The organism is Enterococcus mediterraneensis, assembly GCF_900604485.1.
GTDB classification, from domain to species: Bacteria; Bacillota; Bacilli; order Lactobacillales; family Enterococcaceae; genus Enterococcus_C; species Enterococcus_C mediterraneensis.
In genome coordinates this window covers 1,906,000-1,921,638 of sequence record NZ_UWOP01000001.1, presented here as the reverse complement: position 1 = coordinate 1,921,638, position 15,639 = coordinate 1,906,000, and the positions used below count along the sequence as shown (strand labels likewise).

Sequence of the window (15,639 nt, the reverse complement as noted above, 5' to 3'; positions counted from 1 at the left end):
GTTTCATCCTCCTAGATAGGCTTTTTTCACTTCTTCACTGGCTAATAACTCTTGGCCAGTACCTGACAAAACAACTTTCCCGGTCTCAAGAACATACCCTTGATCAGCGATCGACAACGCCATCTTCGCGTTTTGCTCGATCAGTAGGATCGTGGTCCCCTGCTGATTGATTTCTTGGACGATCGAAAAAATCTCTTTGATGAAGATCGGCGCCAGACCCATTGACGGTTCATCCAGCAATAGTAATTTCGGCTTAGACATCAGCGCGCGGCCGATCGCAAGCATCTGCTGCTCGCCTCCAGAGAGTGTCGCAGCGTCTTGACTTCTTCTTTCTTTCAGAACCGGAAATTTTTCGAACACCTGTTGATAATCTTTTTTGATTTCGCCGTCTTTGCGTAAAAAAGCGCCCATTTCCAAATTTTCCTGCACCGTCAGACCTGGAAAAACATGCCGTCCTTCAGGAACCTGTGACAAACCGCCAGCAACGATTTTTTGCGGCGCCTCTTTCGTGATCGCTTTATCCATAAAAGTGATCGAACCGTTTGATGGACGTATCAGCCCGGAAATCGTCCGTAAAATCGTGGTTTTTCCAGCTCCATTGGCTCCAATCAGCGAAACGATCGATCCTTTTTTTACTTCAAAGGAGACATCATGGACCGCTTGGATCAATCCATAATGGACAGATAGGTTTTCAACTTTCAGCATCACATTTCCCCTCCCAAATAAGCCTCGATCACTCGCGGATTCGTTTTGATCATCTCTGGATCGCCTTCTGCGATGATCTGTCCATATTCTAAAACGTAGATTCGTTCACACACTTCCATCACCAGACTCATGTCATGTTCGATCAATAAGATCGTCAGCTGGAACTCCTTTTGGATCTTGCGGATCAATTCGGTCAATTCCGCGGTTTCCTGTGGGTTCATCCCGGCTGCCGGCTCATCGAGAAACAACAGCTTCGGTTCCGTCGCAAGTGCCCGCACGATCTCCAGACGCCGCTGTTCGCCATAAGGAAGATTTTTCGCCAATACATCAGCTTTTTCTTCCAACTTAAAGATTGCCAGCAATTCATAGGCTTTTGCTTTTAATTTCGCTTCAGTCTTATAAAATTTAGGCAGCCGCAGAATACTCGTGACTAAAGAAACCTGATGCTTGCCGTTCATCGCGATCAAAACGTTCTCCATCACTGTAAGATCTTTGAATAAACGGATATTTTGAAATGTTCGGCTGATCCCTTTGTCTGCGATCTTATAAGGTTTGACGCCGTTCAAGCGTTCTGTCTTTCCTTGACTTTCAAAGATGACATCCCCTTCGCTGGGCACGTAAACGCCGGTCAGCAAATTGAAAAGCGTCGTTTTTCCAGCGCCATTGGGTCCGATCAAGCCTACCAGCTCGTTGGTCTCCAAATTCATGGTGACATGAGAGACGGCTGCCAAACCGCCGAAATTTTTAGTCAGATCTTTAACGTCCAATAGAGGCATTTGAATCATCCCCCTTTTTCCAGATTTTTTCAGTCAGTTTTTTGACAGAAAATTCCCATGTGCCCAGTAATCCGCCAGGCTTGAAGATCATGATCACGATCAATGCCAATGCGTAGATGATCATTCGCAACACACCGAAATCTTGGAGATACATGTTCAAAATCCCTAATACCACAGCCGATACGATCGATCCAGTAATACTGCCCATACCGCCGAAAACGACGATGATCAAGACATCGATCGACTTCATGAAGCCATAGTCCTTTGGAAAAACTGATTGTTGAAAACCAGCAAACAAGGTTCCCGCGATGCTGGCAGTCACAGCTCCTAATACAAAAGCCGTCACTTTGACTTTTGTCGTATTGACTCCCATCGATTCAGCGGCAATCTCATCTTCACGGATCGCCAAAGTTCCCCGACCATGCCCACTATTGATAAAATTAGCAACAACGATCACCGTTAAAACAGTAAAGAGATAGACCATCTCCCAGCTGGTGAACTGCAAGATACCAAAGATCCCTGCAGCCCCATTCGTTACTTCAGGCATATTGATGATCAATAACCGAATGATCTCCGATACCCCCAAAGTCGCGATTGCCAAATAGTCGCCCTTCAAACGCAGTGTCGGGATTCCTACTACTAATGCTACGATCCCTGAGAGTGCCATCCCTAACAGCATACCTGCAAAAAAGCCCATATACGTCGGTGTATTGATGGCAATGATCGCGCCGGAATACGCACCGATCGCCATAAATCCCGCATGTCCCAATGAGAATTGTCCGGAAAAACCGATGATCAAATTCAAGCCTACTGCTAAAATAATATTGATCCCGATATTGATAATGATTCGATTGGTGAACAGTGTGATCACACCGCCATTATATAAAGCCAGCAGTACGCCATAAATGATCAATGCGATCGCCAACCAGCCTAAATTGTATTTTAGATTTTTTTTCATGGCTGCCACCTACACTTTCTCTTTAAGATTTTTTCCTAAAATCCCTGCCGGACGAATCAATAAGATCAAAATCAGTACGATATAAACGATCGCATCTTTAAAATCAGAAAAGCCCAGAGCTGTCGCCAAGGTCTCTAATAGCCCGATCACAAAGCCGCCCAAAGCAGCCCCCGGGATGATCCCGATACCGCCTAAAACAGCCGCTACGAAGGATTTCAACCCAGGCACGACACCCATCAAAGGATCGATGGAATTATAGTAAAGCCCGATCAGCATCCCTCCAGCCGCTGCCAGCGCTGAACCTAACGCAAATGTAAATGAGATCGTGCGATTGACATTGATCCCCATCAATTGCGCCGCGTCCGCATCGACACTGACTGCCCGCATGGCTTTACCCATCCGCGTTTTTTTCACGATCAGTTGCAGCAACAGCATCAGAATCAGTGAAACAGCAAGAATCAGTACTTGGATATTGCTGACTTCAATAAACCCTATCTGATAAGTTTTTCGTTCAATGACTTGCGGAAATGATCTGGTATTCGCGGAAAAGAAATATGTCATAATATTTTGCAGCAAGAACGAAACACCGATTGCTGTGATCAATGCTGAGATCCGCGTTGATTTTCTCAAAGGTCGATAAGCCAGAAACTCGATCACCACACCCAACACGGCACAGACAGCCATTGAAATCAACAAAGCCGGGAAAAAGCCGATATTTGCTTGATTGATCAAAAAATAGCCGATAAAACTCCCAATCATGTACACTTCACCATGGGCAAAATTGATCAATTTGATAATGCCATAAACCATCGTGTATCCTAAAGCCAATAACGCGTATATACTTCCTAGAAACAAGCCATTGATCAACTGTTGGATCATCGTTTCCATCTCATCACATCCACCCCATCTTTTTTAAAAGAGACCGTGACACAAGTCGTAAGCTAACAGATATCCTACTATATACAGCGCTTCATACGATCAATCCTGCAAATGATATTTGCGGACAGGCTTTATATAGTCTGGTATTTTACTTAGCGTTGACTTGTGACACAGTCTTTTTGTTAGTTAGTATCGTCTAGTCATCTAATGCAACTGCTTCTGCTGAAGTTTCTTTGCCTTCTGTCAAGCCTAAAACAACCGCCGCTTTTTCAGGATTATGATTTTTGTCGATCGTGATTTCACCGGTTACACCGACAAAATCTTTCAATTCAGACAACCCGGCAGCGATTTTTACTGAATCAGCAGAGTCTTGATCTTCTATCGCTTGTTTCAACATATATACTGCGTCATATGCCAAAGCAGAAAATTGTGAAGGTTCTTCATTGTATTTTTCTTTGAAAGCTTTGATGAATGGTTCCACTTTATCTGTCGCTGGCGCTTTTGTTGAAAAATGCGCTGTATAGTATACATCGGAAACATTTTTTGCACCGGCGATCTCTACCAATTTAGCATCGCCAAATCCATCTGCGCCGATGATTGGTTGTGTGATCCCCATTTCTCTTGCTTGTTTGACGATCAGCCCAGCCTCTGCATAATACCCAGGTACAAACAGCACATCAAAGTCCGCTTTTTTGATTTTTGTCAGTACCGCTTGGAAATCTTTGTCGCCGGCAGTGAAGTTTTCTTCCATGACGACATCACCTTGATATTCATCTTTAAATGCCTTAGACAATCCAGTAGCGTAATCGCTGGAGTTATCTCCCAAGATCACCGCTTTTCTTGCTTTCAATGTATCATCGGCATATTTAGCTAAGATCTTCCCTTGAAAACTGTCTTGGAAACAAGAGCGGAAAGCAAATTGCTGCACGCCGTTGCCGGACAATGTAATGGAATCATCCGTTCCAGAAGGAGTGATCAACGGCACTTGCGCTTCTGTCGCGCTTGGTAATGCCGCTTTGGTAGCTCCAGAAGTCGCTGGACCGATCATAGCGACTACTTTGCTGTTGGTCGTCAAATTGGCAGCTACCGTTCCTGCTTCATTGTTATCTGACTTATTATCTTTCTCAACGATTTCTAGTTTCTTACCTAACACACCGCCGTCTTTGTTGATCGTTTCTACAGCAAGGTCGATTCCTTGTTTTTCTGCGTTGCCGTAAGCAGCAACTGAACCTGACAATTCCAAGTTCGCTCCGATCTTGATGGTTTCACCTTCTTGCTTATTACCGCCATCTGCGCCAGTTGTATTATTATCTGCTTTAGGTGCTGCGCTGCAAGCACTCAATAAAAATGCAGCGGCTAAAAAAACCAATTTCTTTTTCATCCTGCATCCCCCTTTATCTCTCTTGGATATGTTACTCAATATACTGAACTATTTCTAAAAAGTCAAATAATTTTCAGAATATTTTATCTTTTCTGAATTAGCAGATTTATTACGTGTGATTTAGAGTAAAAAAAAGAAGCCTATAACAGACTTCTTTTTACTTTCAGAAGAACGATCCGCTCAACAAAGCATTTCTTCTAAAAACTCATATCTCTGCTTTTATCCAGATGGTTATCCATCAGGGGCACTTATCACAAATTTATCCCATCAAATACTGCCTGATCAGAAATGATTTGCTTAGTGACACTTTTAAGCTTCACCTTGTTGCCGTGCATGGAAGTTTGCAGCAGCACCCACTAAATTCGCATCATTTCGATAATCACATAGCAAAATCTGAGGGACAAAATCTTTCAAATCTTGGGCTTGGAGTTTTTCCAGCATCCGGCGATTGATCTCATCTACCAATCCTTCTTTTGCACTGATACCGCCGCCTAAAATAATCACTTCAGGATCAAAAGCAAATTGGATACTGAATAATCCTTGTGTCAAATAGTCATAGAATCGTTCTGTTTCTTCTTTGGCGACTTTATCTCCTTGTTCAGCTAAAGCAAACACGTCTTTCCCGCTTTTAGCGGAACGATCCAGACCCATACGGTCACAGTAGCGCCAAGCCATTTGAACCGCTGTTCCTAATTGCGAGAAGGTTTTTCCCTGATCTAAAAACATCAATCCAAATTCGCCGCCATATAGATGAGCTCCTTTAGTGATCTGTCCTTTTGTGAACAAAGCGCCGCCTACACCTGTGCCGATAACGACAAAAGCGACATTTTGATAATCTTTTCCTGCACCATTATAAAATTCCGCCATTCCTGCACAGTTGGCATCATTTTCGATAGTTACCGGCAATCGGAACAATTCTTCTAATTCGTCAAAGATATTAAAATTATGGATATAAGGGATGGCGCTGATGCCGTTGATCTGCCGTTTATCGACATCCACTACTCCTGGCGCAGAGATTCCAACTCCGGCAATCGTTTCTGTCATACCTTCTTGGACTTCTTTGAGGGCTTGCTTCATCTCAGTCCAAGTTTTCGGTGTTGGAAATTGACTGGTATGTTCCAATTTTTCTCCTGTCCAATACCCATATTTTACTGCTGAACCGCCAAAATCAAATACTAATATTCCCATGTGTACTCTTCCTCTCCGTCGCTTTTTAGTAAGCGATTACTATTCAATATAAATCAAAAATTTTTTGTTAAAATCAATTGATTCCGTAATTGTTGACCATTCTCATAGATTGGTTCTGGATAATGCGTTACAAAATAATTTTCTATTAATGCTGTCGGCTGGAAACCTTTTTTCATGTATAAATGCAATGCCGGCGATGGCAGATCACCCGTCTTGATTACGCTCTTCTTTTTGGGGGCTTGCCGGTTCATTTTAGCAAAACTTGCGTCTAATAACTGACCGGCGATTCCTTTGCCTCGCTGATCTTCAGCCACTGCCAGATTCATGATCTCCCATTCGTCTTCTCTTTCTTGAAAAGCGATGACCCCTACGATCGTCTCTTCTTCATATACCAACAGTTGACTATCATCGATATACGAAGTCACCAGTTGGCGGTTAGGATCTGCTTCCAGCAATAGATCCCATGGCAGCTCAGCTTTTGGATCAAGATTTCTGATCATTTTTCTCTCCTATAGGTATAAGTTGGCTGTACTTTATCCACTGTATTACGTTTTAGACTGAAATTTCTGGGTACATAATCGATCCCGCCTTTGACAAACGGATGACAGCGCAAAATCCGTGCGATTCCCATCAGACTGCCTTTGAATGCACCGTGGACCTTCAAAGCTTGCAATGTATACCCGGAACAAGTTGGATAGTAACGACAGCTGGGAGGGAATAATGGGGAGATAAAACGTTGGTATCCCCGTACCAAAAAAATCAAAAAACGCGTCATTCTTTTTCCTTCTTTCAAAAAAACTATAACCTGTTTTCAAATGAGAAACAAGTCTAAACTATGTTAAATCTACCAATAAAAGGTATCATCTCGAAAATTTTTAAAATCAAAAATCCGAACAGCAGTGTGACCGTTCCTGTAAATCTAGGAGCTTTTCGTTGTGATTCGCAACGAAAACGTTCATCATCTGTGTTCGGATATTATCGTTTGCTTCATTTCAGGATTGGAAAATCAGCCTATGATCGTTACTTTTACTTGTCGACGTCCCCAAGAGATACATTCTGCTGCTGTTGGGAAATGGACATCAATGATGTTTCCTTTGATGGCTGAGCCGGTATCGACCGCATAGGCTTCACCGTAGCCTTCCACATATAAATGTGTGCCTAGCGGGATCACACTTGGATCGACTGCGACAGCGATGGGATTTTCCAAGAGGTTTTGACCAGTAGCTGTAACTGTTCCGCCGCCTAGTGCGTCAGCAGGATCAGAACTATAGGCTGTGGATTCCATCGTCAGCGTCTCACCGCTTGGTTGGTTTTCTTTGGCTTCGGCTTTTTGTGAAGCGGCTTTTTCTGCTTCTGCTTTTTCTTTAGCAGCTTTTTCCTTTGCCGCTTTTTCTTTGGCTGCTCTCTCTGCCGCTGCTGTTTCTTTAGCGGCCTTTTCTTTTGCCGCTTTTTCAGCAGCCTTCTCTTTAGCGATGACATCTGCTTTTACGGCTTGCACTGCTTCACCGTTTGCTGTCAATGCTAAAAGTGAACTGGATAATTCTTTTGCTGTATCATCAGAAATGATCTCTGTTTCAATCGGTTTGGTTTCGTTTGCTGTTTCAGCTGCATATGCGGGCAATAGATTTCCTGCCGCCATTACCATTGCTGTCATAATAACTGGAATCAAATGAGTTTTCATCTTTGGTAATATTCCTCCTAATTTCATACGAGTTGTATCTTAGCATGAGAAAAACGAGGATAGGTTACGAGGACGTTAAACCTCATTGACATAACCGGCAGAACACCGATATCTTTGTTACAAAAGAAATATTTTAAGAAAAATTTCATGAAAATTAGAAACAAACTATCACAAAACACCATGATAACAAGGACTACAAAATAAAAATTAGAAATTTATAAGTCTGCTGTTTCTTTCAAATGATGACGGAAACTTTGCTTTTTGTGAAATTTCTTACCGAAAACACTGAATATCCCTATAAAATCAGACAATATTACACGTATTTTACAAATAAGACAATGATTCAAAACAAAAAAAGGCTGTGACATAAGTCAATGCCGGTATAAAATACTTCCCCCAGCTTGATAAACTTATGTCGCAGTCCTTTTATTTACTATAGATAAAAACAGATCAAATAGTTTATTTCATAAAATCAAGAATATGTGTCCATAATCCTGGATCAAAGACTTTCAACGGCATTCCATCGCCTATGACGCCGTAACCGATCATCGTACCTACGATAAATAGTATCATTGCTAATACAATGACTACTAGGATTTTGATCAGTGTAGTTACGGTATAACGATTTATCTTCATGATCCGCACATCCTTTAAGCGTTGGCTACAGTTTCTTTAGCAGAGTTGCCTGCCACAGTCACACGTTCGACGTCGGCACCAAGTTTTTGTAGTTTTTCATGGAACTTATAATAGCCGCGATCCAAATATTTCAAGTTGCGTACTCGAGTGATGCCTTCTGAACGCAGTCCTAATAAAATCAAAGCTGCTGCTGCACGCAGATCCGTTGCATATACCAATGCTCCTTGTAAAGGATGTCCGCCTTCGATCACTGCGATATTGCCGTCGATCTTGACATGGGCATTCATTCGACGCATTTCTTCTAAATGCTGGAAGCGATTTTCAAAGACAGTTTCCGCTACGATACTGGTTCCTTCTGCTATCATTTGGATAGCCGTCATTTGTGCTTGCATATCCGTTGGGAATCCTGGATGAGGCATCGTCTTGACGTCTGTCGGTTTGACATGTTTAGGACCGATCACACGGATACCATTTTCTTCTTCAATGATTTGTGCGCCCATTTCAGTTAATTTAGAGATCAACGGACGGTTGTGTTCAGAGATTCCGTCTTGGATCAAGACATTTCCGCCTGTCATCGCTGCCGCTACCATAAATGTACCAGCTTCGATCCGATCTTGAACGATTGAATGAGTCACTGAATGAAGATGATCAACACCTTCGATACGCATTTTTTCTGTACCAGCCCCGTATACTTGTGCGCCCATTTTATTCAAAATATTCGCCAAGTCTACGATTTCAGGTTCACGAGCCACGTTTTCAATGACTGTTGTCCCTTTAGCTTTGACAGCCGCCATCATGATATTTTGGGTAGCGCCGACACTTGGGAAGTCCAGATAGATCACGTTACCAACTAATTCGTCAGCGATCGCTTCGATATAGCCGTCTCTTTGGATGATTTTTGCACCTAAGGCTTGGAACCCTTTCAAATGAAGATCGATCGGACGTTTGCCGATCGCGCATCCTCCGGGCATAGCAACTTTTGCATGTCCGTTACGAGCTAAAAGCGGCCCCATCACAACGATCGATGCGCGCATTTGACTAACCAATTCATAAGGTGCTTCAACACTTAAATCTCTTGAGGCATCAACAGTGACCTGATTTTTTTCTTCATCAAAAAAAACGTCTGCGTTCAAATGATGAATCACTTCGTTCATCGTTAGAACATCAGATAGAATAGGTACATTATTTAAAGTTGTCACGCCTTCTTCCGCTAACAACGTTGCAGCTAAGATAGGTAAAACGGCGTTCTTTGCGCCTTCAATTTTCACAGTTCCTTGTAATTGATTACCACCTTGAACGATAATCTCTTCCATTAAAATTCCCTCCAGAATATACTCTGAGCGAATTATTTCACTCAAAATCTTTTTTATTATACCACAATCATTGATGAAAAGTACTTTTTTTATCCGCCTAACCTACCGACAAAACGAAATTTCTGACAAGTGCCATTATTTCTAAAAAGAAGGAACTTGTTCCATATCCTAATGCAATAGCAAGGAGTATGATCACCATCCGTATTTGCGGCGTATGTAACGGTTTGAAAAATGTTTCTATCCTTAATGAACGCAAGGACCAAAAAGCGAGATAAATAAATGCGAGGTGGCTGACGATCCGAACGATTGCATCGATTCCATAAACTTGCATTTTCTTCTCCTTTTCATAAAATTTACGATAATCAAATCATACCACAAAACTGAAATTTACCAAAACACTTTTTACCGAAACAGTTTTTAAGCCGTCTTTTAAAAAACTTATCTCTAGTTATTTGATGAAAAATGTTGTTATTATGCGGTTTCAAAACATAGTTAGCAAGCTCCCTTACATTTCTTTCTGAAAAACCATCCGTTTTTTAAAACTTTTTAATGTTTTTCTCGAAAGATTTTTCGTGAAACGACTATAATAGAAGCTGAACATTCAGAAAGGAATGAATCAATGGAATTTAATAAACAAGATTTTGAGTTGTTTCAGCGGGAAGTATTTTCTTTCAAACAACTTAAACAAAATTGCAGCGAAGAAGAAATCGAACAATTAAAACAGTCCTACAAAACGGTTTGGGATAAATGGAAAGCGATCAATACAGCGAGTTACAGCTTATTGCCGACAAATGATTTGGCAAAACCAAAAGTAGAAAGCTGGACCAATGGCTGGAACCTGCGTAATCACTTTTGGTGTGCCTTGCGCAGTACGTCCCGCAAAGAACAAGCCGCCTGTCTCGCCGTTCTTTTAAATAAGAAGAATTTGCAAATTTATTTGATGTATCAGCATTATAAAAGCGACGAGCGCTATTTATCAAAAAAAGAATATAACAACCTTTTAGACCGGCTTCCTGAATGGAGTCTCACTGTTGATCCTGCAAACTATGTTATCTGGAGTAACGAGGAATCAGAACTTGCAGAACATCTGCCACTTGCCGATTATCTGGAAAATCCAGAGATCCAAGCAGCGTTTCGCCAGCAAATAGGCGCTACTACCTTTCAGTTAGGGGTCCAATTACCTGCTGGGGATATCATTGACGCCGAGAAAAAAATCGCCGCTTTTCTAGCCGAATTAGATGGTCTCTATCAAAAATTATAATCAAGCTGTCAATTGATGAAACCCGCCTTTTAACTATAAAAAAGACGGTAACATAAATACCATCAGACGAAACTATTGAAACTGTATAAAATGGGCTCTCTTATTCCCCGTGAATCTCGAGAGCTGCCGGGTAGAAAAAAAACTTCCTATATAGTACAGATATACAGTTTGCTGAAGCAATTATGACATGACAAAAAAACCATGGAGCAGTATTCTGATATGCTCCCCCTATATAGGACACTGAAATATAAAAGTCCTGTATAGGGGGTATTTTGTATGCCAAAAAGAAAGATGAAACTCACTCCAGAAAAACGAGTAGAACTAGTAGAGAGCTATTTGAATGGTGAAGACAGTATGACCAGCCTAGCTCGCACTGCAGACATTAGTTGGGCTGCTTTAAGGAACTGGATTATGCTTTATGAGAATGGGGGTCCTACTGGCTTATTAGCAAGACGGAAGAATACACACTATACAATTGAAACAAAGATTCAGGCTGTAAATGATTACCTAAATGGTTTAGGGAGTCTGTCGGAAATTACTAAGAAATACGGACTAAGACAGTCTAAACAACTACGAGATTGGATAAAGATATATAATACTCATGGAAACTTCAAAACAGGAAGCGGTGGAAGTCAAATGAGTCAATCAAGAAAAACAACCTTCAAAAAACGGGTGGAAATTGTCCATTATTGTATTGTGCATGATCATAACTATGGCAAAACGGCTACCAAGTATCAGGTATCGTACCAACAGGTACGTAATTGGGTACTAAAATATGAGGAAATGGGCGAAGCCGGCCTAAAAGATCGCCGAGGACATCGAGCTGGAACAAAACCCAGTCGGACACCTGAAGAAGAAATGCGTGATCAACTGGCTGAACAAGAACGCAAAATCAAACGGTTAGAAATGGAAAATGACCTCTTAAAAAAAGTCAGGGAGTTAGAAAGGAAGTGGGACTAGACCTCATCCGTCATATCTTTGAATACCAAGCAATTAAGGAACTTCATAATCTCAAAAATTATTCGATAAAATTAATGTGTGATTTTTTACACGTCTCCAGATCAGCGTATTACCGTTGGTTAAAGCAACCAAAATCAGCTCAAACTATCTTTAACGAGCACCTGGCAGACCTAGTAAGATATATCTATGAAGCAGATAACGACAAGGGGTATCGGAGAATCCGCGACGATTTGGTTCAAGACTTTGGTTTGCACGTCAATGACAAAAGAGTATTGCGGATTTGTCGTAGTCTTCAAATTAAATCTACCGTCAAACACCATCCAAACGGAATTACTAAAGCTTCCAGTAATCCTTATCATATTGCCAAGAACTATCTAAATAGAAATTTCCATGCAGATAAACCAAATGAAAAATGGCTAACTGATGTCAGTGAATTCAAGTACACTCTAGGAAACCAAGTAAAGAAAATTTACCTTAGTGCCATTCTAGACTTAGCAGATCGGCGTATTGTCTCTTTCATCATTAGCGATAGAAATGATAATAAGTTGGTTTTTGATACCTTTGACGAAGCGATTCGACTTGAGCCTGAGGCTCATCCGCTATTCCATAGCGATCGAGGGTTTCAGTACACCAGTAAAAACATGAGAACTAAAATCAAAAATCAAGGGATGAAACAAAGCATGTCTCGTGTTGCCCATTGTATTGATAATGGACCAATGGAAGGATTCTGGGGAACATTGAAACGTGAAAAATACTATCGTCGTAAATTTACAAGACGCGAAGATCTCGTATCGATGATCGAAGATTACATCAACTACTATAACAATGGTCGTTATCAACGATGCTTGAAATCCAAAACTCCATTACAAGTTCACCAACAGCTTTTAATGGTAGCTTAATAATCGTATCTCTTAGATGTGTGAAATGTCCTTTATTTCGTACATCTAAGGGATACGTCAACCGAGCGCAGTTGAAGTTTAAACAATGAAAAACAAAAGAACTGTTTGCCACAAAATTAGCAAACAGCTCTCTAAAAATTTTATTATATTTCCGTGTCCACTTGACGGGGAGCCAATCATTCACCTGCTTCATGGTTTTTTATCTCATACTTTGGAATTATCTGTGTTTTGATACATTGATCCGGTTTACGGCACGGTGCAATGCAACTGTCGCACGACGAAGCTGATCGATGTTTTCCGTTTGTTTGGCTTCTTCGATCATTCGTTCTGCTCGTTGTTTTGCTCGCTCCGCCCGAGATACATCGATGTCTCGTTCACGTTCCGCACTGTCAGCGATGATTGAAACAACGTTGTCACGAACTTCCATGATCCCGCCATTCACGGCAATCCAGTCCACATGAGTATCAGAGTCGGTACGTTTTACCCGTACTTCATCGATTCTCAGAGGAGCGATGATTGGCATGTGTTTTGGCAAGATCCCTAGTTCACCGTTCGTTGTATTAGCCACCACGATTTTTGCGTGGTGATCATACACGATTCCAGCTGGAGTTACCACATTAACTGTTAAATAGTTATCCATGGGGCACCCCTTTCTAGTAACCTAAAGTTTTAGCTTTTTCGACTGCTTCTTCGATTCGGCCGACATTACGGAAGGCTTCTTCAGGAAGATCGTCGTGTTTACCATCCAAAATTTCTCTAAAGCCTCTGATTGTATCAGCAACTGGTACATAAGAACCAGGCAGACCAGTAAATTCTTCAGCTACGTGGAAGTTTTGTGATAAGAAGAATTGAATTCTCCGCGCACGGGCTACCAATATTTTTTCTTCATCTGATAATTCATCCATCCCTAAGATGGCGATGATATCTTGTAATTCACGATAACGTTGCAAGACATGTTGGACTTCTGTCGCTACTTCATAGTGATCTTCCCCTACGATTTCAGGTGCCAACGCACTTGAAGAAGAAGCCAATGGGTCAACGGCAGGATAGATCCCTTGTTCTGTCAATTTACGTTCCAAGTTGGTCGTAGCATCCAAATGGGCGAAAGCTGTTGCTGGCGCTGGGTCAGTATAGTCATCGGCAGGAACGTAGATCGCTTGGATCGAAGTGATAGAACCTTTCTTCGTAGAAGTGATCCGTTCTTGCAATTGTCCCATTTCAGTCGCCAATGTTGGTTGGTAACCAACGGCTGACGGCATCCGTCCAAGCAAGGCAGAAACTTCTGAACCGGCTTGCGTGAAACGGAAGATGTTGTCGATAAACAGCAATACATCTTGTCCTTCAACATCACGGAAATATTCAGCAATTGTCAAGCCAGTCAAGGCAACACGCATCCGCGCACCAGGTGGCTCGTTCATTTGTCCGAATACCATGGCTGTTTTTTCGATAACGCCGGATTCTTTCATTTCAAAGTAAAGGTCGTTCCCTTCACGAGTACGTTCACCAACACCGGTAAATACGGAGATACCGCCGTGTTCTTGAGCGATATTATGGATCAATTCTTGGATCAATACGGTTTTACCAACACCGGCACCACCGAATAGTCCGACTTTACCACCTTTTAAGTAAGGTGCTAATAAGTCGATAACTTTGATCCCTGTTTCTAAGATTTCTGTACTTGTGCTTAACTCGTCAAAGCTAGGCGCTTTTTTGTGGATACCGCTGCGATCTGCATTTTCTGGGAATGGTTCTTGTAAATCGATAGTGTCTCCCAATACGTTAAAGACACGTCCCAATGTTTCTCTCCCCACCGGAACAGAGATTGAATTGCCTGTATCAATTACTTCCATTCCACGTTGCAGACCATCTGTTGATTCCATAGCGATCGTGCGGATAACACCATCACCAAGTTCTAAGGCGGCTTCTAAAACAACTTTTGTTTTTTGCTCATCGTTTTTATAAACGACCAGCGCGTTGTTAATATCTGGTAAGGATTGATCTAATGAGAATTCCACGTCAACAACGGGACCGATTACTTGAACAATCTTGCCTGAACTCATTTGTTTTCCTCCATTTCATTCTCGAAATTATTCTAAAGCCGAAGCTCCGGCAACAATTTCGGTAATTTCTTGGGTAATTGCCCCTTGACGTGCCCGATTATAAGAAATCGTCAAATCATCAATAATATTTTTCGCATTATCTGTTGCAGTTTTCATCGCTGTCATACCAGCAGCGTGTTCTGCTGTCTTGGCATCAACGATTGCTCCATAAATCAAGCTTTCTGCATATTGAGGAAGCAGCTGCTCCAAAATATCTTCTTTTGATGGTTCAAAAAGATATTCTTGTTGGTAGCTTTCAGCTTCTTCAGGATCTAAGTCCGTGATCGGCAACATTTTTTCAACACGAAATTGGCTTGTCAATGAATTGATATGATGGTTGTAACAAACATATAATTCATCGAACACTTCGTTTTGATACATCGTTGTCGCCATCGTCACGATCTTACGAACTTCTTCAAAACTAGGTTGATCAGAAAGGTTACGAAGTTCGTAAGCTAAGTCGATTCCTCTTGTTTTGAAAAAGTCGGCGCCTGTTCCGCCGATCGCGATCATTACATATTCATCCGGAGCTTTATGATCTTCTGTCAGCATCGTCATCATTTGTTTTAAGATGGAACTATTATAACCGCCAACTAGACCGCCATCAGAAGTGATGACGATGTAGCCGGTCTTTTTAACTGGTCGGCTGACCAGCATACTGTTATAATTGATTCCTTTTGATTCAGAACCTGTATAGATATCATTTAATTGGCTGGCGGTTAAATGTGTAACAACTTCCCGAACTTTTGAAGCATACACTTGAAATTGTTTCGAGTGAGCTTCTGATTTCGTCAGTTTTGCGGCAGAAACCATCTGCATAGCGTTGGTGATTTGACTGGTCTTCTTAGTAGAAGCAATTCGTTGCTTGATTTCATTTAGAGAAGCACCCATGTTTATTCACCT

General features: G+C 41.7%; 18 protein-coding genes. 3 read left to right on the top strand and 15 right to left on the bottom strand.

Annotated elements, in window-relative coordinates; translation table 11 throughout:
* Nucleotides 1-3: 3 nt before the first annotated feature.
* The 12 genes from EFB00_RS09405 to EFB00_RS09350 form a co-directional block, all read right to left on the bottom strand.
* Entirely contained in the window at nt 4-705 is a 702-nt protein-coding gene (locus EFB00_RS09405) for an ABC transporter ATP-binding protein (protein ID WP_122646568.1), read from the bottom strand.
* Entirely contained in the window at nt 705-1,481 is a 777-nt protein-coding gene (locus EFB00_RS09400; protein ID WP_122646567.1) for an ABC transporter ATP-binding protein, read from the bottom strand. Before EFB00_RS09400 ends, EFB00_RS09405 begins: the two co-directional genes overlap by 1 nt.
* Complete coding sequence (locus EFB00_RS09395) at nt 1,462-2,439, bottom strand: branched-chain amino acid ABC transporter permease (protein WP_122647080.1); 978 nt, start codon at nt 2,437-2,439, stop codon at nt 1,462-1,464. The genes EFB00_RS09400 and EFB00_RS09395 overlap by 20 nt, the downstream gene beginning before the upstream one ends.
* A gap of 9 nt (nt 2,440-2,448) precedes the next feature.
* Nucleotides 2,449-3,327 (bottom strand): branched-chain amino acid ABC transporter permease, encoded by an 879-nt coding sequence (locus EFB00_RS09390; RefSeq protein WP_122646566.1) that lies wholly within the window; start codon nt 3,325-3,327, stop codon nt 2,449-2,451.
* 187 nt (nt 3,328-3,514) lie between these two features.
* A complete protein-coding gene (locus EFB00_RS09385; RefSeq protein WP_122646565.1) occupies nt 3,515-4,699 on the bottom strand; it encodes an ABC transporter substrate-binding protein in 1,185 nt (394 codons plus the stop codon).
* Nucleotides 4,700-5,008: 309 nt separating this feature from the next.
* Nucleotides 5,009-5,887 carry an ROK family protein gene (locus EFB00_RS09380; RefSeq protein WP_122646564.1) on the bottom strand — a complete coding sequence of 293 codons (879 nt, stop codon included), beginning with the start codon at nt 5,885-5,887 and terminating at the stop codon, nt 5,009-5,011.
* A gap of 53 nt (nt 5,888-5,940) precedes the next feature.
* Entirely contained in the window at nt 5,941-6,387 is a 447-nt protein-coding gene (locus tag EFB00_RS09375) for a GNAT family N-acetyltransferase (RefSeq protein ID WP_122646563.1), read from the bottom strand.
* Entirely contained in the window at nt 6,384-6,662 is a 279-nt protein-coding gene (gene yidD / locus EFB00_RS09370; RefSeq protein ID WP_122646562.1) for a membrane protein insertion efficiency factor YidD, read from the bottom strand. The genes EFB00_RS09375 and yidD overlap by 4 nt, the downstream gene beginning before the upstream one ends.
* 231 nt (nt 6,663-6,893) lie before the next feature.
* A complete protein-coding gene (locus EFB00_RS09365; RefSeq protein ID WP_122646561.1) occupies nt 6,894-7,568 on the bottom strand; it encodes a 3D domain-containing protein in 675 nt (224 codons plus the stop codon).
* Between the two features lie 459 nt (nt 7,569-8,027).
* Nucleotides 8,028-8,204, bottom strand: a complete 177-nt coding sequence (locus EFB00_RS09360) for a DNA-directed RNA polymerase subunit beta (protein ID WP_122646560.1) — start codon at nt 8,202-8,204, stop codon at nt 8,028-8,030.
* Nucleotides 8,205-8,218: 14 nt separating this feature from the next.
* Complete coding sequence (gene murA, locus EFB00_RS09355; protein ID WP_122646559.1) at nt 8,219-9,517, bottom strand: UDP-N-acetylglucosamine 1-carboxyvinyltransferase; 1,299 nt, start codon at nt 9,515-9,517, stop codon at nt 8,219-8,221.
* A 97-nt stretch (nt 9,518-9,614) separates the two neighbouring features.
* Nucleotides 9,615-9,848, bottom strand: a complete 234-nt coding sequence (locus tag EFB00_RS09350) for a DUF1146 family protein (RefSeq protein ID WP_122646558.1) — start codon at nt 9,846-9,848, stop codon at nt 9,615-9,617.
* Between the two features lie 288 nt (nt 9,849-10,136).
* Here EFB00_RS09350 and EFB00_RS09345 point away from each other — a divergent pair, with 288 nt between their 5' ends.
* From EFB00_RS09345 to EFB00_RS13550, 3 genes are all read left to right on the top strand, one after another.
* Nucleotides 10,137-10,778 (top strand): HI_0552 family protein, encoded by a 642-nt coding sequence (locus tag EFB00_RS09345; RefSeq protein WP_122646557.1) that lies wholly within the window; start codon nt 10,137-10,139, stop codon nt 10,776-10,778.
* Between the two features lie 276 nt (nt 10,779-11,054).
* Nucleotides 11,055-11,738, top strand: a complete 684-nt coding sequence (locus EFB00_RS13555) for a helix-turn-helix domain-containing protein (protein ID WP_206423473.1) — start codon at nt 11,055-11,057, stop codon at nt 11,736-11,738.
* Nucleotides 11,729-12,637, top strand: a complete 909-nt coding sequence (locus EFB00_RS13550) for an IS3 family transposase (protein ID WP_206423472.1) — start codon at nt 11,729-11,731, stop codon at nt 12,635-12,637. Before EFB00_RS13555 ends, EFB00_RS13550 begins: the two co-directional genes overlap by 10 nt.
* A 217-nt stretch (nt 12,638-12,854) precedes the next feature.
* Here EFB00_RS13550 and EFB00_RS09335 read toward each other — a convergent pair whose 3' ends face one another.
* Genes EFB00_RS09335 through EFB00_RS09325 form a run of 3 tightly spaced genes read right to left on the bottom strand, consistent with a single transcriptional unit; the run spans nt 12,855 to nt 15,627 of the window.
* Nucleotides 12,855-13,277, bottom strand: coding sequence for a F0F1 ATP synthase subunit epsilon (locus tag EFB00_RS09335; protein WP_122646556.1), 423 nt, complete (start codon nt 13,275-13,277; stop codon nt 12,855-12,857).
* Between the two features lie 13 nt (nt 13,278-13,290).
* On the bottom strand, nt 13,291-14,697 hold the full coding sequence (gene atpD, locus EFB00_RS09330; RefSeq protein ID WP_122646555.1) for a F0F1 ATP synthase subunit beta: 1,407 nt from the start codon (nt 14,695-14,697) through the stop codon (nt 13,291-13,293).
* A gap of 27 nt (nt 14,698-14,724) precedes the next feature.
* On the bottom strand, nt 14,725-15,627 hold the full coding sequence (locus EFB00_RS09325; RefSeq protein ID WP_122646554.1) for a F0F1 ATP synthase subunit gamma: 903 nt from the start codon (nt 15,625-15,627) through the stop codon (nt 14,725-14,727).
* Between the last annotated feature and the right edge of the window lie 12 nt (nt 15,628-15,639).